The sequence below is a fragment of the Mixta sp. BE291 genome, assembly GCF_031457955.1.
GTDB lineage: Bacteria > Pseudomonadota > Gammaproteobacteria > Enterobacterales > Enterobacteriaceae > Mixta.
Genome location: NZ_JAVDXN010000011.1, coordinates 1 through 24,021 on the forward strand (window position 1 = coordinate 1; position 24,021 = coordinate 24,021).

General features: G+C 51.9%; 24 protein-coding genes and 2 pseudogenes. 15 read left to right on the top strand and 11 right to left on the bottom strand.

Annotation, left to right across the window (positions count from 1 at the left end; translation table 11 throughout):
- Window positions 1–298: 298 nt before the first annotated feature.
- On the bottom strand, window positions 299–1,198 hold the full coding sequence (locus tag J2X14_RS18755; protein ID WP_059341982.1) for a LysR family transcriptional regulator: 900 nt from the start codon (window positions 1,196–1,198) through the stop codon (window positions 299–301).
- A gap of 98 nt (window positions 1,199–1,296) precedes the next feature.
- Here J2X14_RS18755 and J2X14_RS18760 point away from each other — a divergent pair, with 98 nt between their 5' ends.
- The 3 genes from J2X14_RS18760 to J2X14_RS18770 all read left to right on the top strand — a co-directional run bounded on the left by J2X14_RS18760 (window position 1,297) and on the right by J2X14_RS18770 (window position 2,837).
- Window positions 1,297–2,019, top strand: a complete 723-nt coding sequence (locus J2X14_RS18760) for an SDR family oxidoreductase (RefSeq protein WP_059341983.1) — start codon at window positions 1,297–1,299, stop codon at window positions 2,017–2,019.
- Between the two features lie 238 nt (window positions 2,020–2,257).
- Window positions 2,258–2,479, top strand: a complete 222-nt coding sequence (locus tag J2X14_RS18765) for a hypothetical protein (protein ID WP_059341984.1) — start codon at window positions 2,258–2,260, stop codon at window positions 2,477–2,479.
- A gap of 112 nt (window positions 2,480–2,591) precedes the next feature.
- A complete protein-coding gene (locus J2X14_RS18770) occupies window positions 2,592–2,837 on the top strand; it encodes an Atu4866 domain-containing protein (protein ID WP_059341985.1) in 246 nt (81 codons plus the stop codon).
- 410 nt (window positions 2,838–3,247) lie between these two features.
- On the opposite strand, the gene J2X14_RS18775 is transcribed toward J2X14_RS18770, so the two are convergent.
- Window positions 3,248–4,201 carry a LysR family transcriptional regulator gene (locus J2X14_RS18775; RefSeq protein WP_308741532.1) on the bottom strand — a complete coding sequence of 318 codons (954 nt, stop codon included), beginning with the start codon at window positions 4,199–4,201 and terminating at the stop codon, window positions 3,248–3,250.
- Window positions 4,202–4,358: 157 nt separating this feature from the next.
- Between J2X14_RS18775 and J2X14_RS18780 the strand changes: the two genes are divergently transcribed.
- Together J2X14_RS18780 and J2X14_RS18785 are read left to right on the top strand one after the other, a co-directional pair.
- Complete coding sequence (locus J2X14_RS18780; RefSeq protein WP_308741533.1) at window positions 4,359–5,345, top strand: aldo/keto reductase; 987 nt, start codon at window positions 4,359–4,361, stop codon at window positions 5,343–5,345.
- 413 nt (window positions 5,346–5,758) lie between these two features.
- Window positions 5,759–6,958, top strand: coding sequence for a multidrug effflux MFS transporter (locus tag J2X14_RS18785; RefSeq protein ID WP_352412772.1), 1,200 nt, complete (start codon window positions 5,759–5,761; stop codon window positions 6,956–6,958).
- On the opposite strand, the pseudogene J2X14_RS18790 reads toward J2X14_RS18785, so the two are convergent.
- A pseudogene (locus tag J2X14_RS18790) lies at window positions 6,936–7,199 on the bottom strand (alanine racemase C-terminal domain-containing protein); the annotation flags it as partial. The gene J2X14_RS18785 and the pseudogene J2X14_RS18790 overlap by 23 nt on opposite strands.
- Before the next feature lie 191 nt (window positions 7,200–7,390).
- Between J2X14_RS18790 and J2X14_RS18795 the strand changes: the two are divergent.
- A complete protein-coding gene (locus tag J2X14_RS18795) occupies window positions 7,391–7,801 on the top strand; it encodes an ester cyclase (RefSeq protein ID WP_308741535.1) in 411 nt (136 codons plus the stop codon).
- Here J2X14_RS18795 and J2X14_RS18800 read toward each other — a convergent pair.
- The 4 genes from J2X14_RS18800 to J2X14_RS18815 form a co-directional block, all read right to left on the bottom strand.
- A complete protein-coding gene (locus J2X14_RS18800) occupies window positions 7,798–8,232 on the bottom strand; it encodes a MarR family winged helix-turn-helix transcriptional regulator (RefSeq protein ID WP_352412690.1) in 435 nt (144 codons plus the stop codon). The two genes, J2X14_RS18795 and J2X14_RS18800, sit on opposite strands and share 4 nt — an antisense overlap.
- Before the next feature lie 198 nt (window positions 8,233–8,430).
- On the bottom strand, window positions 8,431–9,057 hold the full coding sequence (locus J2X14_RS18805; RefSeq protein WP_223263938.1) for a TetR/AcrR family transcriptional regulator: 627 nt from the start codon (window positions 9,055–9,057) through the stop codon (window positions 8,431–8,433).
- Window positions 9,058–9,173: 116 nt separating this feature from the next.
- Entirely contained in the window at window positions 9,174–10,646 is a 1,473-nt protein-coding gene (locus J2X14_RS18810) for an aldehyde dehydrogenase family protein (protein ID WP_308741537.1), read from the bottom strand.
- A 619-nt stretch (window positions 10,647–11,265) separates the two neighbouring features.
- On the bottom strand, window positions 11,266–11,688 hold the full coding sequence (locus J2X14_RS18815; RefSeq protein ID WP_352412691.1) for a MarR family winged helix-turn-helix transcriptional regulator: 423 nt from the start codon (window positions 11,686–11,688) through the stop codon (window positions 11,266–11,268).
- An 824-nt stretch (window positions 11,689–12,512) separates the two neighbouring features.
- On the opposite strand from J2X14_RS18815, the gene J2X14_RS18820 reads away from it, so the two are divergent.
- On the top strand, window positions 12,513–13,532 hold the full coding sequence (locus tag J2X14_RS18820) for an alpha/beta hydrolase (protein ID WP_308741539.1): 1,020 nt from the start codon (window positions 12,513–12,515) through the stop codon (window positions 13,530–13,532).
- 270 nt (window positions 13,533–13,802) lie between these two features.
- On the opposite strand, the gene J2X14_RS18825 is transcribed toward J2X14_RS18820, so the two are convergent.
- Window positions 13,803–14,702, bottom strand: coding sequence for a LysR family transcriptional regulator (locus J2X14_RS18825; protein ID WP_035897671.1), 900 nt, complete (start codon window positions 14,700–14,702; stop codon window positions 13,803–13,805).
- A 227-nt stretch (window positions 14,703–14,929) separates the two neighbouring features.
- Between J2X14_RS18825 and J2X14_RS18830 the strand changes: the two genes are divergently transcribed.
- The 5 genes from J2X14_RS18830 to J2X14_RS18850 all read left to right on the top strand — a co-directional run bounded on the left by J2X14_RS18830 (window position 14,930) and on the right by J2X14_RS18850 (window position 19,745).
- Complete coding sequence (locus J2X14_RS18830; RefSeq protein WP_352412692.1) at window positions 14,930–15,280, top strand: cyclophilin-like fold protein; 351 nt, start codon at window positions 14,930–14,932, stop codon at window positions 15,278–15,280.
- Window positions 15,281–15,407: 127 nt separating this feature from the next.
- Window positions 15,408–16,625, top strand: coding sequence for an MFS transporter (locus tag J2X14_RS18835; protein WP_352412693.1), 1,218 nt, complete (start codon window positions 15,408–15,410; stop codon window positions 16,623–16,625).
- Between the two features lie 16 nt (window positions 16,626–16,641).
- Window positions 16,642–17,688 carry an NAD(P)-dependent alcohol dehydrogenase gene (locus tag J2X14_RS18840; protein ID WP_352412694.1) on the top strand — a complete coding sequence of 349 codons (1,047 nt, stop codon included), beginning with the start codon at window positions 16,642–16,644 and terminating at the stop codon, window positions 17,686–17,688.
- A gap of 16 nt (window positions 17,689–17,704) precedes the next feature.
- Window positions 17,705–18,733, top strand: a complete 1,029-nt coding sequence (locus J2X14_RS18845) for an alpha/beta hydrolase (protein WP_101737586.1) — start codon at window positions 17,705–17,707, stop codon at window positions 18,731–18,733.
- A 25-nt stretch (window positions 18,734–18,758) separates the two neighbouring features.
- Window positions 18,759–19,745, top strand: coding sequence for an aldo/keto reductase (locus tag J2X14_RS18850; protein WP_171862872.1), 987 nt, complete (start codon window positions 18,759–18,761; stop codon window positions 19,743–19,745).
- Between the two features lie 185 nt (window positions 19,746–19,930).
- Here J2X14_RS18850 and J2X14_RS18855 read toward each other — a convergent pair whose 3' ends face one another.
- The 3 genes from J2X14_RS18855 to J2X14_RS18865 all read right to left on the bottom strand — a co-directional run bounded on the left by J2X14_RS18855 (window position 19,931) and on the right by J2X14_RS18865 (window position 21,601).
- A complete protein-coding gene (locus tag J2X14_RS18855; protein ID WP_286596715.1) occupies window positions 19,931–20,449 on the bottom strand; it encodes a GNAT family N-acetyltransferase in 519 nt (172 codons plus the stop codon).
- Between the two features lie 26 nt (window positions 20,450–20,475).
- Entirely contained in the window at window positions 20,476–20,937 is a 462-nt protein-coding gene (locus tag J2X14_RS18860; protein WP_116361278.1) for a GNAT family N-acetyltransferase, read from the bottom strand.
- 61 nt (window positions 20,938–20,998) lie between these two features.
- Window positions 20,999–21,601, bottom strand: a complete 603-nt coding sequence (locus J2X14_RS18865) for a helix-turn-helix domain-containing protein (protein ID WP_048998203.1) — start codon at window positions 21,599–21,601, stop codon at window positions 20,999–21,001.
- Window positions 21,602–21,644: 43 nt separating this feature from the next.
- Here J2X14_RS18865 and J2X14_RS18870 point away from each other — a divergent pair, with 43 nt between their 5' ends.
- From J2X14_RS18870 to J2X14_RS18880, 3 genes and pseudogenes are all read left to right on the top strand, one after another.
- Window positions 21,645–22,340: a B3/B4 domain-containing protein gene (locus J2X14_RS18870; protein WP_230047214.1), complete on the top strand. Its 696-nt coding sequence runs from the start codon at window positions 21,645–21,647 to the stop codon at window positions 22,338–22,340.
- Window positions 22,341–22,361: 21 nt separating this feature from the next.
- Window positions 22,362–23,255, top strand: coding sequence for a dihydrodipicolinate synthase family protein (locus J2X14_RS18875; RefSeq protein ID WP_317519111.1), 894 nt, complete (start codon window positions 22,362–22,364; stop codon window positions 23,253–23,255).
- Window positions 23,256–23,405: 150 nt separating this feature from the next.
- Window positions 23,406–24,008, top strand: a pseudogene (locus J2X14_RS18880) (site-specific integrase).
- Window positions 24,009–24,021: the final 13 nt, after the last annotated feature.

The following is a 24,021-nucleotide window of genomic DNA, read 5'->3' on the forward strand; positions in this document are numbered from 1 at the left end:
CGATGCTTGCTTTACGATCCCACTTTTAGTTCTGAAGCGATTATTGCTCGGGCGCGTAAGCATCTCGTGTCTTCACTATCAGAGCCCAGCTGGCAAACCCGGAACGAGCTTGCGCGGTCCGGCGAAGATTACCGAACTTGCTGGTTAGCGCAGTAGGGTTGACGACCCAGCAGCGCTGGGGAGCAGGAGGAAGTCACTGAATTTTTAATGCTAATGTCCGCTTTGTGCCAATAGCGGACGTTGGAAACAAAAAAAACTATCCGACTGGGTAACATGAAACAGTGACAAGCGATGACGATTAACTAAACTGCTGCCGCCACTGCCTGACATGGTCGATCAGGGCGCGGAGTTTTGGCGCAATATTGTGACGTTGAGGGAAGTACAGATAGAAGCCTGGAAATTGTGGAAGAAAATCATCAAGCACTGATATAAGTTGACCTGTTTCAATATATGGCCTGAATGTCTCCTGCGTGGCAATTGTTATCCCCCCACCGGCAAGAGCCAGCCTCAACATCAGACGCAGATCATTAGTAGTAATCTGCGGTTCAATCGCCAGGTCGAAAGCTCTCCCGTTCTCCTTAAATGGCCAGCGATAAGGCGCAACATCCGGGGATGAACGCCAGCCGATACACTGATGATGTACAAGATCAAGCGGATGAACCGGTGCGCTATTGGCTGCGAGATAGGATGGGGATGCAACCACCATTTCACGTTGACGGCCGGTCAGGGGAACGGCAATCATGTCTTTTTCGATTACTTCCCCAAGTCTTACTCCGGCGTCATAACCTGCGGCCACAATATCAAATTCCTCGTCTGTCACAACAATATCAATCATCACGGCTGGATTGGCTGCAGCAAACGAAGCAATTAGCGGACCGGAAAGAAATTCTTCTGCTATGGAGGTTACTGCGATCCTGAGTAGTCCACGTGGCATGTTGTCAGAAGCAATATCTTCGAACGCAGCTTCAATACTGGATAAAGGTGGTGACAGTGATTGACGCAGTCGTTCCCCCGCTTCCGTCAAATTCACTGAGCGCGTCGTCCGCATCACAAGCATTGTGCCGAAAAAATCCTCTAGCCGCCTTATTCCCTGACTGACTGCCGAGCGGGTAACTCCCAGCCGGGCTGCGGCTGTGGTGAAATTTCTCTCTTCAGCGACGGCGATAAAAACAGGTAAAAGGTTGAGATCAATTTTCATTGTTTAATTCTGCTAACTACTGAGTCCAGTAGAAGCAGGATACTGGAACCAAACCTAAAGTTCTATCATCTGTGTGAACTCAACTGAAGGAGCACATCATGGATAAAGTTATATTAATTACTGGCGCATCAAGCGGTATCGGAGAAGGTATTGCCAGAGAGCTTGGAAATGCAGGCGCGAAGGTGTTATTGGGTGCTCGCAGACTGGAGCGTATCGAAGCCATTGCAGCAGAAATCAGCAACCACGGCGGTATCGCTGAGGCGCGGGAACTGGATGTCACAAACCGAGTTTCCATGGCTGAGTTCGTACAAACTGCGCTCGATTACTGGGGCCGTGTTGACGTTCTGATTAACAATGCGGGCATCATGCCACTTTCACCGCTTGCAGCTGGCAAGCAGGATGAATGGGAACGTACAATTGACGTTAATATCAAGGGCGTGCTGTGGGGAATTGGCGCTGTACTTCCGGTGATGGAAGCTCAGGGTTGCGGTCAGATAATCAATCTTGGTTCTATCGGAGCCCTTTCTGTTGTGCCAACAGCCGCCGTCTATTGTGCCTCCAAGTTCGCAGTAAGGGCTATTTCCGACGGGTTACGGCAGGAAAGTTCGAAAATCCGCGTGACCTGCGTAAACCCCGGCGTTGTGGAAAGTGAGCTTGCCTCAACCATTACACATGCGGAAACCATGGCGGTGATGGATGCCTACCGATCTGTTGCACTGAAACCCGCTGATATTGCCCGGGCCGTACGGCATGTAATTGAGGCTGCTGAAAGTGTTGACACAACTGAAATAACCATCAGGCCGACAGCCTCAGCAAATTGAAGCGTATGACAACAGAATAAAGTAAATATATGCAATTATTATTTATTCAATGCCTCTTGAAGGACGCCTGCTGAATGAAATGATCATTTGCAAGAAATAGTGAATTCATTACATTATTCTCAAGCAACAGTTATATTGCATTAATCACAGAAATCAGAATGGCGCAGGGAGCAAATGAAAACTTACATTACTCCCTTTTTGAAATAATGCCTCAACTTTTATCAACAGGTAAACCATCATGAATAAAATCTATTATTTAACTGCGGCAACAACTTTATCTTTATTATCTTTCAGCACTATGGCCCAAACCGTCACTGCAGTCGATTCAACCATCGAGGGCGCTGAGGAAAAAATTTCCACACTGGCAACTAAAGAAGGAAAATCATATGAAATCCTTGGGGCTTCTTTTAAAAACAGAGTTTATATGACAGCAGAGTTAACTCCTGTTAATAAAAAATAGAGCTTACACATACGCTGGAATCTTTCCGTGACTGGCATTGTTCAAAAGGCGTCGCAAATCCACGCCAATATAATCATTTATCTCTAAAACGCATACACAAAACAGGTAAAGCATGACAGAAAAGCATATTTATACAGGCCTCTGGATAACTGAAGATGGATTCATTCGCCATGAACTTTTACCTGAGGGACGTTATGATGAAGCCCGGGGCAATCAATCCAGTGCTTATCAGGGCGACTACGACATTCGCGAAAACAGGATCTATTATCAGGACGATACTGGTTTTACAGCTGATGGGATTTTTGTCAGTACTGACGAACTTCATCATGCTGGAATGGTGCTTTTCCGTCAGAAATAAATTTATGCCTTCAAGACAACCATAGGAAATAGCTCACAACATAGCATTTGGATGCATGCCTACTTATGCTATGGGCCATTATGGCAATGGACTGCCGATTAATAGCGATTGTATATACGGCATGCAATAATAATAGACCTGCATAACAATATTATCTTTCTTATGTTTATGCCAATAAACCACATCTTCCCCCAAAAATTATGTAACATCCACAAACCATTTAAATAATTAATTTGATGTTCCGGTCAGATTCGGAGAGAGGTTATTGTTCGGATTAACGCAGGTGGCGTTGTATCTAATCATCAGATATCATTCGCATCTCGCTTATATCCGGCCTTCCATGCGATGAAGATGTCCATCCGGGACCAATAACAGACGTTACTGACATCATTTTTTTATCGCAACGCACGTTATCTAAAATTACTTTGCGGGCTATTCTGCTTTTGATGAGGTAAATCCGGTAAAGACTGCAACCCGTTGTCAGCGCGAATGATATTGATAAGCTCTCGCAGAGCGGGATGGACGTATCGACGAGAGCTGTAATACATGTGGAAAGGATCGCCATAAGCAGAATGCATGGGCATGACATTGATAAGAGTTCCCTCTGTAAGCTCTGTCTGAACACGAGATTCCAGCACATAAGCCAGACCAATCCCGGCTTTGGCCGCTGCAATTGTTGTCGCCGTGTCTTTCAGAGTGATAGAACCCGGTACACGCATAGTGAAATTTCCTTCAGGCGCATCAAACTCCCAGCGAAAACTGGCATTATTCCCAAGTAACAGCTGTAAGCAGTTATGCGCGGATAATTCAGTTGGCCTGTTCGGAGTTCCATAACGATTTACATAATCAGGTGAGCCTACCACTATCCAGCGCTGAGAGCCGGTCAGAGCCACGGCGACCATGTCTTCGGGTACCAGATGCCCATACCGCATACCTGCATCAAATCCTTCGGCGGTGATATCGACAGGCCGGTCTTCTACGACAACAGTCAGCCGGACATCAGGCCACCTTGTCGCAAACTCTTTCAGGGAAGGCGAAATCAATTGCGCAGCAGCGTCGGCAAAGACGTTAATACGCAATACACCAAAGCGTCCACGGCCAGGCGCGTTGACAGTATCCAGCGCAGAAGAAATCGTATCAAACCCGCTCGAAAGCTTTTCGGCTATCTCCTGGCCCAGCGCCGTTGCCGATACCGAACGGCTGGTTCTGTTTAGCAGTCTGGCTCCCAGCCGGGTTTCAAGTCGCCTGATAGCATGGCTTACTGCTGAAGATGACAGGCCCAGCTCGATGGCCGCAAGTTTAAAACTTCGGCAGCGTAAAACGGTAACGAACGCCTGAAGATCGGCGAAATCAATACGTTCCATTTATAAGATGAACCTCATTAATCGCTTCAATGAATCTGGCACATCTTTTAGCATAAGAATTCAGCCCTGGTAAACGCTAAGCTCTGTTATCACAGTCGTAAACGCAGGTGGTTAAAGCCGACGCGTTCATTGCAGTTCAGCCAGTAAGGGATAACGTATGAAGAACAGAATTCTTGGTAAAACCGGTAAAAGCGTATCTGAAATTGGCTTCGGAGCCTGGGCTATCGGTGGAACGTGGGGGGAAGTCAGCCTGGAGGATGCGAAAGGCGCTTTGCACGCGGCACTGGACGCGGGTATGACCTTTATTGATACCGCTGACGTTTATGGTGACGGACGTTCTGAAAAAATCATTGCCGAGGTATTAAAAGATCGGGGCGGCGAACGTCCTTTTGTTGCGACTAAAATCGGCCGCCGTCTTTCCCCCCATGTAGCCTCGGGTTACACAGAAAAAAATCTCAACGAGTTTGTCGATCGCTCCCGCGATAATTTGCAAACAGAAACGCTGGATCTGGTTCAGCTGCACTGTCCGCCAACCGAAACTTATTACACGCCTGAAGTTTTCGCCGTTATGGATGAAATGATGAAGACAGGAAAAATTCGCAGCTATGGGGTTTCTGTTGAAAAAGTGGAAGAAGGGCTTAAGGCACTTGAGTACCCGAACGTTTCATCCATTCAGCTGATTTACAATATTTTCAGGCAGCGTCCTGCTGAGTTGCTGCTGCGTGAGGCCAGGCGTCGGGAGGTAGGAATCATTGCTCGCGTCCCGCTGGCTTCAGGCCTGCTGACCGGCAAAATGAAAACGGACACGGTATTCTCAGCCGATGACCATCGATCTTTTAATCGTAATGGAGAGCAGTTTGATAAGGGGGAAACCTTTGCTGGTGTGCCTTTCGACGTTGCGCTCGATGCCGTGGAGGAAATACGACGCCTTTTACCTGGTGATATCACAATGGCCGCATTCGCCCTGCGCTGGATTCTCATGAATGAGAATGTTTCTGTCGTGATCCCTGGTGCCAAAAACAAGGCTCAGTCAGAGGCTAATGCGCAGGCAGGTAATATCAATGCTCTTTCAGATGAAGTGATGACCGCCCTGCAGAAGATTTACCAGCAAAAAATATCCCCATGGGTTCATCAGCGCTGGTAGATACCGTTTTCAAATTTACACCGAAAACAGAAAGTTCAGCTGAGTGGTATCTGCGGATGCAATACGTCACGGCCTGTTTCACGCTGAGCAAAAAATTGATCTGTCCCGGCTGAAACCTCTGTAGATACAGGTCGCCACCGGACTTTGTGATAAATTCAGCCCACAGGGCGGGATGCGATAGCCTGTCGGCTCTTTTGACAGGTATTTATGAATAAGAAAAAGGTAACGGACCGGCGTGAACTCATGAAGGACAGGGTGGTGCTCCGGGAAATGTCATAGCCATAAGGGCGACGATGAAACCCGGCAGTTCGCTGTCTGCAAAGGCGATGATCGACGTGCTGACTTACCCTTTTCTTTTTCTGCGGTTGCGCTAACCTGTCCGGCTTGTTTTTATATGGATGCTGTCACGCACGATGCAAAAATTCACACTTCTTTTACTTAGCCTGGTGCTTCTGAGCCCGCTGGGCATTGACCTCTACCTGCCTACCCTGCCAGATATTGCGGTGGGACTAAACACGCCCGTGACCACGATCCAGACAACCATTCCCCTGTTTTTGCTGGTAATGGGTTTAGGTCAGATTGTTGCTGGGCCATTGGTTGATAATTTTGGCCGTAAACCTGTAGCCATAGCCGGGATCCTGCTATATCTGGTGGGTAGTATTCTTGCTGCCACTGCAACCGGCTGGCCGCAGTTCCTTACCGCGCGTATTGTTCAGGGTTGCGCGGTTTGCTGTACCTCCGTGGTGGCGTTCAGCGGAGTCAGGGATCGTCTTGAGGGCGAGGAAGCGGCACGAGCCTACGGTTTCCTTAACGGTGCCCTGAATATTGTTCCGGCACTAGCACCGATGCTGGGTGGTTTCCTGGCCGGTGCGTTTGGCTGGCGTGCCCCCTTCTGGTTTCTTGCCAGTTATGTGCTGGTCATTGGCCTGATGATCCTGCGTTTCCTGCCTGAAACACGCCCAGCCGGAACGCTGGCAGTCAAAGGTCTTCCGCTTGTCCAGTACGCCCGAATCCTGCGTGAACCCCGATTCCTTGCTTTTACGTTTGCTAATGCGGGTGCAATGGGCATGGTGCTGACCTACGTATCACTGGCTCCGCAGGTGCTGATGACCGAAGGCAAACTCTCTGCCCTGCAGTTTTCCATGGCCTTTGGCGCTAATGGTTTCTGGATCATGCTTGCCAGCATGCTGGTAAATAAAATAATCCGCAAGCTGGGCCGGTCCATCTGTCTGGCTTTTGGCAGTCTGGCAATGGCCTGTGGTGCTTTGACGATGCTGGCAGGCATGGCCATCTTCCCGGCAGAGATGCAAACCAATTGGGCGTTGTATATGTTCCCGGTGGCTATATCGGTTGCCGGTCTGGCATTTACGGTCGGTCCGGCAACCAGCTATGCCCTGGAACCTTATAAACAGCAGGCTGGCGTGGCTTCGGCCCTGGCGGGATTTATTCAGATGGCGGGCGGCTCCTCTGCCGGTTTACTGGCGATGGCTCTGCCGGTAAACGAGAAGCTTGCGCTGAGTGCGATGATGATTATTGGTGCCGTACTCGCAGCGCTTGCGTGGAAATGCAGCAGGAATGTGCACGGTACGCTTACCGCGCTGAAAACCAAATAAACCCGACCGGTACCCGCGGAGCAAGCGCACACGTCAGCTCATTACCAACGGTACCGGCAGCGTACGCATCCTCATTAATCAGGACCTTTTTACCCCACAACTCCACCTTGTTGCCGATACCTGCCTGCTGGTAAGGGATCAAATCCACAGTAATCATATCCACTGAAACTGCCCCAGCCACTTGCGTTCTGACCCCATCAGTCCAGACCGGAGGGACGTGTGGGCGCGTAGCGGGTATTCCTGCCAGGACAACCGATTCTCCGCCTTTTCTTCAACGCGGGCATAATCCTCAAGGCAGGCCCGCTTTATGCCAGAAACAAACTGAGAAAAACTCAGGTAAGTCCTGAACATCTAACCGCACAACATCGCTATTCAAAGGGGGCCAGGATCTGCTTTAATATATACAGTTAAACTGTATATGTGAGGGTTTTCATGTCTGAGCAAAATAAAATTGTCGTGCAACGCTTCAATCAGTACGTTATTGCCGAAGGCAGCCGCGAGGCATTTGACGCATTAGTGGCTGACCGTTTTATCAATCGATCCGCCCCGGAAGGCACTGCCGGCGATCGTGAAAGTCTGTGGCGTACCTTTGACCAAATCCTTCGCCCCGCGCTTACAGATTTACAGGTCAATATAGAAGATCAGATTGCCGAACGAGACTGGGTCACCACGCGTAAAACGATAACGGGCAGGCATACAGGTGAACTGATGGGGGTCGCTCCAACCGGTAAAGCTGTCATCATTTCAGTGATAGATATGGTCCGGATTGCTGAAGGAAAATACGTAGAGCACTGGGGACTAAATACACTGGCACAGGTGTTGAGTCAGCTAAAGCAGAACTAAAGGAGTTTGTGCAGTGCAGCCAGACCTTTCTGCAGATCCCCGCGTTCGGCTTCACTGAGCCGGGCATCTAACCGTGCTGCAATCCACTCAACTCGCTTTGCACGTGCGTCGGCCAGCAGGGCACGTGCATTTTCACTTAGTACAATCAGTTGTGCCCGCGCATCCTGCGGATTTTTTTGCCGCTGCACCAGACCCTGAAGCTCAAGTTCATTGATTACCAGACGCATGCTTTGATGTTTTACACCCCGCAGGCTGGCAAGTTCAGCGATAGACAGCGCATGGTGCGTATCGAGCAGATCCAGAGTTTCATACTGGGATGTGCGAATTGTGCCGGTTGATATGCGTACATTTCGAATAAACGCGCTCACTATCTCGCGCAGTTCTTCGGCCAGTACTTCCGATTCACTTGTCACAGGAGGTTTTTCGTTCATTACGGGAGGTTAACCTACATTTAATTGGCATACAGGGGCATCTTAAAAAGGTGTGAAAGTTGGTTTAACGGACAGGCGGGGCTGTCATTCTGTGCCAGCAACGTGCATGTATTATCGTTATGCCAGGCTCCGGTACCAGCCGATAATTCAGCCCTGGTTAGCCTGGCGCGACCTTCATTTTCTACCGTGGGCAGGAAGTCAAAACTTCAGTTGAAGCGTATCGGCAAACTGGCGGTAATACAGCTCGATGAGTTTCTGTCCATTGTCCGGGGAGAACAGGTACAGGCGCATGAGGCCCTCAAAAACAAGGGACAGGCGCTCTGTCACGGCATGCGGATCGAGTCCAGCAGATATCTGGCCGCTGCTCTGGGCCGCGCGTATCCTGCTGTGGACGCTGTCAATCAGGCCAGCTTCTGAATCACGAAGGAGTTCGGCAACATGCGTGTTACGCGCACCTTCACTGGCGATTTCAGCACGTAAAACTGCCACCGCGTGTCCCTCGGGTGTGAGGAAAATCTCTGCCAGCAGCTCTTCAATCGCCTTGCGACTGAAATCAGTACTCCAGAAACGGCTTATCAGATTGTGATGCCGCTGCAGGTCGAGTTCGATAAGCGCCGTGATGAGGACGTCCTTGCTCGGAAAGTACTGGTAAATGTTCGCAACGCTGACCCCTGCAGCCGCACCAATCTCGGAAATGGATGAGGCGTGAAACCCGCGTTGTATAAAGCAGGTTCGGGCCCCGTTGAGGATCTGGGTCATGCGTTCTTCACGCGCATGCTCATTCACGGGACGCCCGCGCAGGGGCTTGTCTGCATCAGTTTTCATTTTCACATTTTATTCCATTCAGGTAACACAAGGACGACACCGGAGTGGTGTCGTCCTCAGTTTGCAGGTCAGGTCAGCCACGCAGTGGACGAACTGGCGATACGAGGCGATAAACGTCAGAGTGACGCCGGCGTAGCCTCAACGCTCGCATAGACCTTGATTTCCTGAAACTGCTCAATCGCACGTGGCCCGCAGAGGACGCCGATACCACTTTGCTTGAAGCCGCTCTGTTCGAAGTGCTCGGACATAACGCCCCAGCAGTTTAGCCAGATATGACCGGCTTGAACAGACTTGCCAACTCTCCGGCCACGCGCCGTGTCGTCTGAGAACACCGACGCGGCGAGACCGAATTCGGTAGCGTTTGCACGCATGATTGCATCAGCTTCGTCATCAAAAATCTCGAAAGTCTGGACCGGCCCGAAGACTTCAGACTGGATGACATCAGTGCTCAGGTCCTGTACTTCGATCAGGGTGGGGCGGTAGAACGCGCCTGAGGCCAGAGGGCCTTCATTCACGGGGCCGCCGCGCACCAGAATGTTTGCATACGATCCTGCTGCCGCGACCACGGCATCAACGCGCTGAACACTGGCCTTGTCGATCAGCGGGCCAAGCTGCGCCTGCGGGTCTTCGCTTTCGCCGAGCCGGACATTCTGATAAGCCTCGATCAGTGCAGCGCGCAACCGGTCGGCGATGCCACGCTGGGCCAGTACCCGTGAACCGGTACAGCAGAACTGGCCATTCATCGCGACCAGTGCCATGACGATCTGCGGTACCACCACATCCAGATTTGCATCATCAAATACGATCAGCGGCGCTTTGCCGCCCAGTTCCAGATTCAGACGTTTGAGCGTTCTGGCACCGTTGGCGGCAATGAGGCGGCCTACCTTAGTGCTGCCGGTATAGCTGATCATGTTCACCAGAGGGGAGTCGACCAGCATGGAAGCGCCTGTACTCCCGGTTTCGGTGATCACATTCAGTACACCCGGTGGCAGCGATTTGACTGCAGCGATTGCCCGGGAAAACAGGGCATTGGTAAGCGCGGTCTGGTGCGGCAGTTTCAGCACCACAGTACATCCGGCAGCCAAGGCGGGAGCGACAGCGCGCACTGACAGTATGATTGGTGAGTTCCATGGCGAAATAACTCCCACAACGCCAAGAGGTTCGGGATCGGAATGGAAATGCATTTCCGGAGCGGCTTCAAGGGCGCGCCCGCCGGTTTGCAGCAGTGCCGTGGCGGCGCCATAACGCAGCCACTCCACCGTTAATGCCAGCTCCCACTGAGTCTGCGCCAGTAGCTTGCCCCCTTCGCGTGCCAGCTGGATTGCTATCTCGTCTACCCGTTTTGCGACCTCGTCGGCCAGTTCAAACAGGGCACGTGAGCGCAGGGAGCGTTCTCTGGACCAGCTTGTCGTGTCAAAGGCAGTACGGGCGGCTTCGATCGCCTGACGTGCTTCGTCAGTGCCGATGTCAAGGTAGTTTCCCAGTGGCTGGCCTGTTGAAGGGCTTATCGCCTGTCTTATCGTGCCTCCGTTGTTCCAGTTACCGTTGATCCAGTTTCCTGCAGCTTCAGTCATATTCGGGTGTTCCATGATATTTCCTTTCCGGGTATCCCGCGGATTGAACGATGCAGACACGGTGCGGGTAATCCTTTGTCTGCCTGGTTGACGCCGAAGCTAAAAGCTGCCCGTTTGCGTCGCGACAAATATAAAAGTAAGTGATCATTTATATAAATGCAACGTTATTTTACAGCGCTCAGATATTATGGGATTAACACTGCAGGCGTGGACGGGACTCGTCCTGCCGAGGATAGATGGTCATGGAACGAATACGCATCGCCCTGGGGCGGCAGCGCAAATCTTTTGCCGCCCGGTACAGATGGGTTGTAACTGCCCCAAATGTGAATCTTTAAGTAAGCGAAATTTTTACTAGGTTCAAACGAGGAGATTATGCTCAAAAAGAGCATGCATTCTGCGCGTAACGGGCTTAAATCCGGCCGGGGATCCCGGATTTCCGTCCCATTCATGACGGGGAGTCAGGATGCATCCTTCATCCCGCCGCTCATAACATTTTTGACACTGCTCCGGCCATCGCTTTTGCTCTGCGTCAGAGCAATTTCCTCTGGGAAAAATGGACGGCTGCCGCAATCTTCTGGTGTACCGCTGAATTGCCGGACTGTGCTTCCTGTTCATGCCACACCGGCACTAAGCCTTACAAGTCTTTAAGCAGACTAGCCGACAGTTGCCGAAGCAGATTTAACTCCTCATCATTCATCTGCATGGTACATCTCATCTTACCAGGCAGATCCAGCAGAGCCTCTTTCATCTCATTCGCCTTTTCAGTAAGAACGACATTTTTCATCCTTTCATCTCCGGCAACAGCCATCCTTTTCAGAAACCCCTTCGCCTCAAGTTTTTGTACAAGCGGCGTCAGCGTTCCCGAGTCAAATAATGTCTTCTGGCCAAGCGCCCGTAACGGGATATTGTCCTGCTCGTAAAGGGCCATAAGCACGACAAACTGTGGGTAGGTCAGGTCAAACTCTTTCAGCAAGGGCCGATAATGGCGGATTAGCGCGTTTGTTACCGAATACAAAGAAAAGCAGAGCTTTTCCTCTAAGATGCTGTTTTTTCGCATTTAATTTTCTCCATGCAAACACACCAGAATTGTTTAAATAATATTTTCTATAAAGAATATTGCATGCAAGTTAAATTCGCAAAAGTTAAATGACGGTAACAAGGCGATGCGCATAATTTTACTAAGGCCCGGTCATAAAAGCCGGGTCAGGTGTCCTGAATTTTGCCTTATTTGCATTCCCCCTGAGGCATTTTCCGGGCAACCGGTTTGTTTTCTGTTCAGCAGCGAGGGCAGGGCATGTCTTTGAATACCGTGATTATCTCATGCTTACTGACCTCTTCTCATGAACGCCAGCGGCGTCATTCACATAACTCCTGAAAAAAGCACATAAAAAATCATTATATTTATATAAGTGATCATTTACTTTTGTATTCAACGTAAACGAGAGACCACTCGCTCAGACGTCAGCCAGGCAGACAAGGGATTACCTGCCCCGGGTCTGTGTCGGTTAATACGTCACATGTCTTGAGGAGAGATAGCAAGGAACGTCCGGATTTCAACGAAACTGCGCAGAACCGTATTGACTGAGTCAGCCCTAAGACCGGCCAGCCGCAGGGCAGTTAGCAGAACATTGGCTGTGAAGAGAGGTAGCTGGCGGCAGAGCGGATCAGCAGGTAAATCAGGATAACAAAATGCAGTATCTTCTAATTGACTGTTTTTAAACACTTAATTAACTGAAGACCAGGATGTTCAGAAAAAGTTATTTAAATAAGGTTTGACCGAAAGAATATTGCGTGCAAGTATTACTCACACAAGGCAAGTGCCAGCAACAACCGGCACTCAACCGAATCATACAATCAACACATATCTAACGAGGCTTAATCATGAAAACCGTATCAGCTGTCCTGACTTCTGCTCTTTTCGCATCCGCCACCGCTGTGGCTTCCGAAAAACCAGTTAATCTTCCTGCTCCCACAGCCGGCGTGCAGGCATTTCTCAACGTGCTGAACTCCGGTGACGGCAAGCCTATGGAACAGATGACCCCGCAGGAGGCCCGTCAGGTGCTGATCGGGGCACAGAAGGGCGTTACGCTGCCATCTGCGCAGGTTGCAGAAAAAATCATCACGGTAAACGGGCAATCCATTAAACTGAAAATCGTGAAACCGGACAACGCGACCGGCACCCTTCCTGTATTCATGTTCTTCCATGGTGGCGGCTGGGTGCTGGGAGATTTCCCGACCCATGAACGTTTGATCCGGGACCTGGTTCGTTCATCCGGCGCTGCGGCGGTATATGTTGACTACACGCCGTCACCGGAGGCCCACTTCCCTGTCGCGATTAACCAGGCGTATGAAGCAACCAAATGGGTGGCTGAACACGGTCAGGAAATTGGCGTCGATGGCAGCCGTCTGGGCCTGGTCGGTAACAGCGTCGGGGGGAATATGGTGGCCTCCGTGGCGCTGCAGGCTAAACAGTTTAACGGACCGAAGATTCGTTATAACGTGATGCTGTGGCCGGTAACGGATGCGAATTTTGACAGCACATCCTATAACCAGTATGAAAACGGCTATTTCCTGACGAAAAACATGATGAAATGGTTCTGGGATAACTACACCACTAACGCGTCAGACCGTAATAATATTCTTGCCTCGCCACTGCGGGCCACCACGGAACAGCTGAAAGGTTTCCCGCAAACCTTAATCCAGACAGCGGAACTGGATGTTCTGCGTGACGAAGGTGAAGCGTTCGGTCGCAAGCTCGATGCCGCCGGCGTGCCTGTGACCGTGACACGCTACAACGGCATGATCCATGACTACGGGCTGCTGAACCCGTTAAGTCAGGAGCCCACCGTCAGAACCGCGCTGGAGCAGGCGGGCGCAGCGCTGCAGAACCACCTGAAATAATATCCGCATAAGGTATAAACAGCGCGGCCAGAGGCCGTGCTGTTTTGTATGAACCTGGCGCCTGTCTTCGCTAATTCCGGCAGAAAAACCGCTACCGGGCAAACCCGGTTACGCAGCCATGTTATCTTTGCTGTAAGTCCCCGCATCCATCTTGATGTCTGAATTCTGCTTTTCGCTCATAGGCGACCTGTAACACCGTGAATATGTCCGCCTGGTGCCAGAAGCGGACGTTCACGTCCGTTCATGAAATATTGGCCCGATAATTCAGCGTTAAATTTTCCGGTTAATACGCAACGCATCCACAACGAGTGAAAACGCTGGGGAAGGCTGTTTACGGCTGGGATAATAAAGATAGTAGCCGGGAAAAGGACGGCACCATTCTTCAAGCACGCGGATCAGTTTTCCTTCCTGCAGATGTGTGCCGAACTCCTCTTCAGGTAAAAAGGCAATGCCCAGTCCGGCAAGAGCTGCGTCAACGACATGTTCCGATGTGTTAAACGTCAGTTGCCCTTCAACCCGAACGTGAAATTTACCGTTTTCCTGCTCAAACTCCCAGGCGTAAATTTTCCCCGATTGAACCATGCGTTCATTAATACAGCAGTGTTGCATCAGATCGCGTGGCGTCTGAGGGGCTGCACACCGGGCAAAATACTCAGGAGAAGCTACAGCCGCCATGCGCAGTTTCGGGCCAATGGGTACGGCTATCATATCTTTGTCGATAGTGTCTCCGAGCCGCACGCCGGCATCAAAACGATCCGCAACGATATCCCGGAACCCGTGGTTGGCATCAAACTCAATGTGAATATCAGGATATTCGCGTAACAGTGGTGTCAGCTTTGGCAGCAGCGTGGTCTTCAGAACATTAGGTCCACATGTAATACGGACGGTCCCCGCAGGTTTATCACGCAGTGCCGTCAGCATGTCCAGCTCGGCTTCAATCTCATCAATACGATGGCCCACAGACTGCAGCAGTCGCTCCCCGGCAGCCGTCACTGACACACTGCGCGTGGTCCTTGTCAGCAGGCGGATTTGCATCCGTTCTTCAAGCCCGGAAATCGCCTGGCTCAGTGCGGGCTGGGTCACGCCGAGCTGGGCGGCAGCGCGCGTAAAGCTGCCCTCACGCGCCACGGTGACGAAAGAGAGTAAGTCGTTGAGATTGCGTCTGGCCATGCTCGTTTTCAGTCCATTTATAAATTTTACTTATAAGGGCATTAAGTATTCATTAGCTAGTTAACCCGCTGCATATTGGTAACAATAATGCGATGAAAAAGTCAACGCTAACCCTTATGCAAAACGCTTACCGCAGAACATCACTGCTGCTCCTTGCCGGCCTGCTTTTCGTCACGCAGTCCGCTATGGCAGGTGACAACGACCGGGGAGTGGCGCAGGAGACGCTTATGAAAATTGAGGTCATTGTGGAGGGAGAAACCGCCACCGCCACCCTCTTTGATACGCCAACAGGCCGGGACTTTGCGTCTTTGCTTCCCCTCAGCCTGACGCTGGAAGACTATGACGATATTGAGCGTATAAGCGACCTGCCGCGCAGGCTTTCCACGGTGCAGGCACCGGACGGCATGACGCCGGAAGCCGGAGATATCACTTACTACGCGCCCTGGGGCAACCTGGCGATTTTTGCCCGGGGCAGGGCTTACGCCCGTTCACTGATCCCGTTAGGGAAAGTGGATGCCGGACTGCCGGTCCTGCAGCGCCACGGACCTCTTGCGGTGCAGATCAGAGTCGCCAACTGACCCGCAGCACTTTCCGTACCGCGATTATCCCTCTTAATCCCGTTCCCGTATGCCGTTTCAGCTCTTCCTGCAGCGCTGAAGGCTCCGGGGCACAGACTTCATGTATCTACTGAAAAGAAATCCCTGAATGAGTAATAAGACAGACGAAAACAGAAAAAAAAACACCGGAAGCGGGAAACAGCCTGCGCACTGGGGTGGTGTCTTTGCCATGACGCTGTGCGTCTTCGCCCTGATCGCCTCCGAATTCATGCCGGTCAGCCTGCTGACACCGATGGCGCAGACCCTTCGTGTCACCGAAGGCATGGCCGGACAGGGCATCGCCATTTCCGGGGCATTTGCAGTGGTAACCAGCCTGTTTATTTCCGTGCTGGCAGGCACGCTTAACCGGAAAACGCTGCTGCTCGGCCTGACCTGCATTATGGCAATTTCCGGTGCTGTTATTGCGATGGCACCCAATTACCTGACCTATATGGCGGGCAGGGCCCTGATTGGCATTGTGGTCGGCGGGTTCTGGTCGATGTCGGCCGCGACGGCAATGCGTCTGGTCCCGGTGCATCGTGTTCCACTGGCGCTGGCTATTTTCAACAGTGGCAATGCTCTGGCTACCGTCGTGGCTGCCCCCCTGGGCAGCTGGCTCGGATCGGTGGTTGGCTGGCGGGGAGCCTTCTTCTGCCTGGTGCCGGTCGCCATCATCGCGTTTGTCTGGCAATTACTCAGTCTGCCTTCCATGCCGGTCACCCGTCAGTTGGCGGCTTCCCGCAACGTTTTCTCACTGTTTCGTCGCCGGGTGGTCACACTGGGCATGCTGGGTGTGGGGATCTTCTTTATGGGGCAATTCACGCTCTTTACCTACATCAGGCCTTTCCTTGAGACGGTGACACGAGTGGATGCCGCAACGGTGACCCTGATCCTGCTGGTTATCGGTGGCGCGGGTTTCATCGGCACCACCCTGATTGGCCGGGTACTGAAACGCGGTTTCTACCCGACCCTGATGGCCATTCCGGTACTGATGGCCATCACCGCGCTGGCACTGATTGCCTTCGGCAGTCAGGTAGCCATCGTGACGGCGCTGCTTGGGCTGTGGGGGCTGATTTCCACTGCCGCCCCGGTGGGATGGTGGGCATGGGTTCCGCGTACCTTCCCGCAGAACGCCGAAGCGGGCGGCGGGCTGATGGTGGCGATGGTGCAGCTGTCCATAGCCCTCGGTTCGACGGTAGGCGGCCTGCTTTTCGACCATCACGGCTACCAGAGTACCTTCCTGGCCAGCGCCGCAATGCTGATTATCGCAACCGTACTGATTTTTCTGACCTCGCGCGCAGACACTTCTGCCGCAGACCATTCATAAACCCAGGAAGAATGCCATGACAGTTAAGGCTTACGGTGCCCATGCGGGCACACTGCCGCTGGAATCGATGGATATCACCCGTCGCGCCCCCGGCCACCATGATGTGCAGATTGATATCGCGTACTGCGGAGTCTGCCATTCGGATATCCATCAGGTACGCGCCGAATGGGCCGGAACGCTCTATCCCTGCGTACCGGGACATGAAATTGTCGGCCGCGTAGTGGCCGTTGGCGATCACGTCTCCGGTTTTTGTGCAGGGGACCTGGTGGGGGTCGGCTGCATTGTCGACAGCTGCCGGCACTGCAGTGACTGTGACGACGGACTGGAGAACTACTGCGACCATATGACAGGGACATACAATTTCCCGACGCCGGATGCGCCGGGCCACACGCTGGGCGGATATTCGCAGCAGATTGTGGTGCATGAGCGCTATGTCCTGCGCGTCACTCACCCGGAAGCACAACTGGCCGCCGTGGCTCCGCTGCTGTGCGCGGGGATCACAACGTACTCACCGCTGCGTCACTGGCAGGCGGGGCCCGGCAAAAAGATCGGAGTGGTCGGTATCGGTGGACTGGGGCATATGGGGATCAAACTTGCGCACGCCATGGGCGCGCATGTCGTGGCCTTTACCACGTCTGAGTCCAAACGTGACGCCGCCAGAGCGCTTGGTGCAAATGAGGTGGTGGTCTCCCGTCATGCCAGCGAAATGGAAGCCCATGCAAAGAGCTTCGATTTTATCCTCAACACCGTTGCTGCGCCGCATAACCTCGACGTGTTCACTGCGCTGCTGAAACGCGATGGCACGATGACCCTGGTGGGTGCGCCGGCCACGCCGCATGGCTCGCCAGAAGTGTTCAGCCTCATCATGAAGCGCAGATCGATTGCCGGGTCGATGATTGGCGGCATTCCTGAAACGCAGGAGATGCTCGATTTCTGCGCCCAACACGGCATTGTCGCCGACATTGAGCTTATCCGCGCCGACCAGATTAACGATGCCTATGAGCGCATGCTCAGGGGCGATGTGCATTACCGGTTTGTCATTGATAACGCCACCCTGGCTTAATGATAAGGAGACCATCATGAAAAAATTTACGTTAGCGCTGGGGCTGTTGATCAGTGCATTTGCTTCCTCTGCGGCGGATATGTCCCGTGGGGCCGATAATTTTTATAAAAGCGATAAGGTGACGCAGCAAAAAGTCACCTTTAAAAACCAGTATCAGATGGCCGTGGTCGGCAACCTGTTTATCCCGAAAAAGATGAACCAGAATACCCGACACCCGGCGATCGTCGTTGGTCACCCGATGGGAGCCGTTAAGGAACAGAGTTCGAATCTCTATGCGCAGAAGCTGGCGGAGCAGGGGTTTGTCACGCTGGCTATCGATCTCTCTTTCTGGGGAGAAAGCGAGGGCAAACCGGGGCACCTGATTTCACCGGAAATCTACACAGATGATTTCAGCGCGGCGGTTGATTATCTAAGCACACAGCCGTTTGTCGATCCGGATAGCATCGGTGTATTAGGTATCTGCGGCAGCGGAAGTTTTGTTATCAGTGCTGCCAAGATTGACCCGCGTATGAAAGCCATTGCCACCGTCAGCATGTATGACATGGGGGCTGCATTTCGCAACGGCCTCAACCATTCCCAGACGCCGGAACAACGAAAGGCCTTTATCCGGTCAGCCACAGAGCAGCGTTTAGCAGAGTTTCAGGGAGGCGAGACGGCCTACATTCCCGGTACCGTGAATACACTGGACGCTTCAACGCCTGATATTCAGCGCGAGTTCTTTGATTTCTACCGCACCGAACGCGGCGGCTACACCCCACAGGGTCAGAAAGAAGAACTGACGACGAAACCGATGCTGAGCAGTATTGGCAAGTTTATGAACTTCTATCCGTTCAACGATATTGAAACCATCTCTCCGCGCCCGATGCTGTTTATTACCGGCGATCAGGCACACTCAAAAGAGTTCAGCGAGGACGCTTTCAAACGCGCCGGTCAGCCTAAAGAACTGTACATCGTACCGGGCGCAGGGCATGTCGATCTGTATGACCGTACCGACGTCATCCCTTTTGGCAAGCTGACAGACTTTTTCCGTAAGAATCTGCAATAACACGTTCAGTTAAGGAGCATTTGACATGAACTACAAACATCTGGGGCGTACCGGTCTGCGGGTGAGCCGCATCGGTCTCGGTACCATGAATTTCGGTGAGCTGACGGATGAGTCGGCCAGCTTCAGGATCATGGATGAAGCCGTGGATGCAGGTATCAACTTTTTCGATACCGCTGACGTCTATGGCGGGCCGCAGTCGCCGGATATGGCAAAGGGTTACGGAACATCCGAAGAAATCATCGGTAACTGGCTGGCGCGTAGTGGTCAGCGTGACCGGATAGTGCTGGCCACGAAAGTTTACCAGCCGATGGACACGGGGCCGAACGACAAATACCTGTCTGCCTACCATATCCGCCGGGCCTGTGAGGCCAGCCTGAAAAGGCTGAAAACGGACCATATCGATCTCTATCAGATGCACCATATCGACCGGAACACGCCCTGGGAGGAGATCTGGCAGGCCATGGAACAGCTGATCCGTGAGGGTAAAATCAGCTACGTTGGCAGCAGTAACTTTGCTGGCTGGGATATTGCCACTGCACAGTGCAAGGCCGACGCGCGCAACCTGCTGGGGCTGGCATCGGAACAGAGCCTGTACAATCTGACCCAGCGCACGATTGAGCTGGAAGTCATTCCGGCGCTGCGTCATTACGGCATTGGCCTGATCCCCTGGAGCCCGGTCGGGATGGGGATGCTGGGCGGTGTTCTGAAGAAAATTGCCGGTGGCCGCCGGGCATCACCGCAGTTGCAGGCACAAATCAACCGCCTGCGGCCACAACTGGAGGCCTGGGAAACACTGTGTGATGAGCTGGGGGAAACACCATCAGACGTCGCGCTGGCCTGGCTACTGCAGAATCCGGTGGTTAGCGCCGTGCTCAGTGGTCCGCGTACAGTTGAACAGCTCCGTCAGAATCTCAATGCCCTGACGCTGTCTCTTTCAGACGATACGCTCAAAAGGCTGGATACCATCTGGCCGGGGCCAGGCGGAGAGGCACCTGAAGCCTACGCGTGGTAAAAGGTTATCAGTGTTAACAATTACCGGCCTTCGGGTCGGTAATTATGTTTTTAAGTCAGATTTATTTATTACCTGAAGATCGTGTTTTTGTCTTACTGCTTTGAGGTCCGCTTTTCGCTCACAGCGGACCTTCAGCTCAGTTGCCTGGTCCGCTTCGTGCCAAAAGCGGACGTCAAAATGTGTGTTCAGCTAGCGTAAGTTGAGCGTTTCATAATGATATCTCTCTGCGGGTCTGACCCAACCTGAAAGATATGCTCACCCACCTCGGTAAACCCAAACTTACGGTAAAAAGAGATGGCCCTTGGGTTATGTTCCCAGACACCTAACCAGACAGGATCCGATCCCTTTGCCTCAAATTCAGCAAAGCACTTTTGCATCAGTGCCTGTGCAAATCCTTTACCATGGTAGGGCTCATCGACATACAGGCACAGAATTTCTCCGGCATGGATGCTATTGACACAGGGAGGAAACTCTTCCCACCTTAGTTGAGCGTACCCAATCAGTTTGCTCTCGTATTCGCAGACTAATGTAATCCAGTCTTGTCTGAGGATTTCTTTCAACTGGATATTAGTTGAATAGCTTGCATGGCAGTGAAGATCCATATCCTCCTGAGTATTACCATCCTGGAAAGTCTTTCTGAAGGTTCGCTCGGCTAAAATAGCCAGCTCTTCTGCATCAGAGGAACTGGCCCTACGGATTAACATTTATCATTACTCTCTGAAAAGTATTCTTATTTTTGTCCGGCATTACGATAAATGTCTGGCCGATTGATCTGCCAGACAAAATCTTTCCGGTTCAATGGGTTATAACCCAGTTTTTGGTATAGCCAGGGCGCGCTGTCAGTGACCAACATTATCCGTCGCAGGCGTGACATCAACGGATGGGCGTGACAGCATTCGATCAGCCAGCGGCCGAGACCACTTTTCTGATAATCGTTTAATACGTAGACGTCACACAAATAACCAAAAGTGGCATAGTCTGTGACAAGGCGGGCGAAGCCGATTTGTCTTGTTCCATCCAGAAGCGCAAAACAAAGGCTGTTCTGGATTGATATTCTGACCGTTTCGGCATCAATGCCAGGAGCCCAGGACGATTGCGAGAGGTAATCGTGAATGGCTTCCAGTTGAAAAAAAGCGGGATCGGTTGTGACAGTAAACTGGCTTTTGGCAAAACTCAGATGTTGATTATCCACTGAACCACTCCATGCAAACTTACCTGTGATAAAACAAGCCCTATTGCTTGCCGGGCGACAATCAGGATGTTTTCTCATGTACTGTCATGATGAACACCAATGGTCCCTCCTCCTGGTTTTCATAGAAATGAGGAACGTCCGTTCTGGCTGTTGCTGAACAGCCGGTTTTTACCTGATACAGGTGGTCCTTCACACCCAGCGTGAGCGTGCCTGTCTGAACATAAAACAGCTCAAGCGTCCCTTCCGTGTGGCCGGGCGAAGCAAACTTTTCCCCCGGTTGCATTTCCCACATCCAGAGCTCGGTCATATCAGGGCCGCCCGAACCAGCGAGCAACCTTGCTCTCCCTCCTTTTTCACCAGCCCACAATTCTGGGATCTCATCTTCAGCAATGAGATGCACGGTCGGTTTGGAACTGACATCCACAAAATCGGCTACCGAAACCCCCATCGCGGCAGCCAGGCGGCATAACAGGGCTATACTGGGATTTGCCCGGCATCCCTCAATCTCAACCAGCGCGCCCTTGCTGACGCCCGCCCGGCGGGAGAGTTCATCGAGCGATATTTTCTTTTGCTTACGATACAGCTTAATCCGCTGAGATACGGCTTCATTTACGGTGCTGACGATAGAATCTGCATCGGTCATTAAATTGACTTTCTTGGTCATCGGTCATTATCATGGGATAAATTGGTCATTACAGGATTATCACGTGTTAACAGTCTCTCCGTCAATTGCCCCTGAAATTTATCGCATTGCGCCTGGTTTTAGGGCACTCAGTGTCTACGTAAAAGCAGCACCAGTGCTTAACCCCGATATCGGAGAAACAGCGCTGCGAGAAGCCTGTGAAGCGGTTCTGGCCAGTGAGCCTGAGTGGGCGGAAGCGCATCTGACCGCATGGGCAGAGGTTTTTCAAAAGTTTGGTGCTAAACCTAAACGAACCCCTTGCTCAGCGGATGCGTTACGCAAGCGCGTATTACGTGACGGAACGATGCCAGCACTTGATCCCATCGTTGATCTTTATAATGCCGTTAGTCTCCGCTACGCCGTTCCGGTGGGTGGAGAGAATATCGCTGCCTATCAGGGTTCACCATGTCTGGCTGTGGCAAAAGGAACAGAGCCTTTTGATACAGTCAAAGAGGGGGAAAAGGCCGTTGAATATCCTTCACAAGGCGAGATCATCTGGTGTGATGATATCGGCGTGACCTGCCGTCGCTGGAACTGGCGACAGGGGATCAGAACCCGCTTAGGTGTGGAAGCTCAGCAAATGTGGTTTATTCTGGAAAGCCTGCCGCAGATGCCGCTGGAGAGACTTCACGAAGCCGGGAAGATGCTGACCGACGGCCTGGAAAAAATGATGCCCGGTCTGTGGTTTGAGGTTGCTCTCATCGAAGAACAACAGCAGTAATATCATTCAGGAGAAACTTTTATGTTTACCGGTTTGTCGGCGTTTCCATTAACCCCAGTCACCGCCGGCGGCGTGGATGAAAAGGGTTTCAGCCATATTCTTTCCCGCCTGACAGAAGCTCGGGTTGATTCTATGGGCATCCTGGGGTCAACCGGAAGCTACGCCTATCTGACCCGGGAGCAGCGCAAGCGCGTAGCAACGCTGGCAAAACAGCATGCCGGGGATATCCCAATGATGGTATGTGTGGGAGCGGTCAGTACCGATGCTATCCTGCATCTGGCAGATGACGCGCAGGCAGCAGGCGCGAATGCTCTGTTACTCCCGGCGGTCAGCTACCAGCCACTCCGTGACGAAGAAGTATTCTCACTCTTTGAGACCGTTACACGGCACGTGTCTGTACCGGTGTGTATCTATGATAATCCGGGCACTACGCATTTTACCTTTACGGATGAACTCCACGGTCGACTCTCATCACTTGAGGGGATTCGCTCGGTCAAGATCCCTGGCGTACCGGATAGCCCCGCTGCAGCGACTGAGCGGGTGAATGAGTTACGTCAACATCTGCGCCCTGGTGTAACAATCGGTATCAGTGGCGACGCTTATGCGGGGCTGGGATTAAACGCTGGTTGTGAAGTCTGGTACTCCGTCTGTGGCGGTCTGTTCCCTGAGATGGCGAAACAAATCACTGAAGCCGCGGCGGTAAAGGATCATCAACGCGTTACTGCCCTGACAGCCCGCCTTGAACCTTTGTGGGCGCTGTTCCGTAAACATGGTGGAAGTCTTCGTGTTATTGCCACAGCTGCTGGAGTGCTTGGGCTAACCGACATGGATTGCCTGCCTCGTCCTTTGCAGCCGTTGTCAGCAGGCGATATCGCGGATATTGCCCATGTGATAAGTATGCTGGAGCTGAAGTAATCTCCCCGCAGGACCGGCAGTCTGTCGGTCCTTCTGAAATCTGGCTGGATATCAATCATCATCGCATGTTTGAAGCTATATCTTTAGGTCAGCTCATCGCTCATAAAGGACAACCATACTCAAATCTCCTACATTGCAGGAGATTTGAGTATGAACACGTCACCGTGGAATAAAGACCGTATCATAGGCCAAAAAAGACCACTTCAGATATCTCATATCTGGGGGATCTGAATCCGGCTTGAACTGGAAGGTAAAACGCGTGATTTAGCTCTGTTTAATATGGCCTTAGACAGTAAGCTACGAGGCTGCGATCTGGTGAGCCTCAAAGTATCTGATGTTGCATATGGTAGCTCGGTTTCAAGCAGAGCTACGGTGCTGCAACAGAAAACCGGTAGCCCTGTGCAATTTGAGATAACCAAAGGGACAAGAGAAGCTGTTGCTGCATTGATAAAGCTTGGCAATTTGCACAGTAAAGACTTCTTGTTTCGGTCTCGGATCGGAACTAACCGGCACATATCAACCCGACAATACAGCCGAATTTTTCATGGGTGGGTAGAAAAGCTTGGTCTCGAAGCTTCGCTTTACAGCACACATTCCATGAGAAGAACAAAACCTTACTTGATATACAAGAAAACCAAGAATCTCCGGGTGATACAAATTCTGTTGGGCCATAAGAAACTGGAAAGCACAGTCCGTTATCTGGGCATCGAAGTCGATGATGCGTTAGAGATATCTGAATCGATTGAAGTCTAAGGTTGTCAGGGCT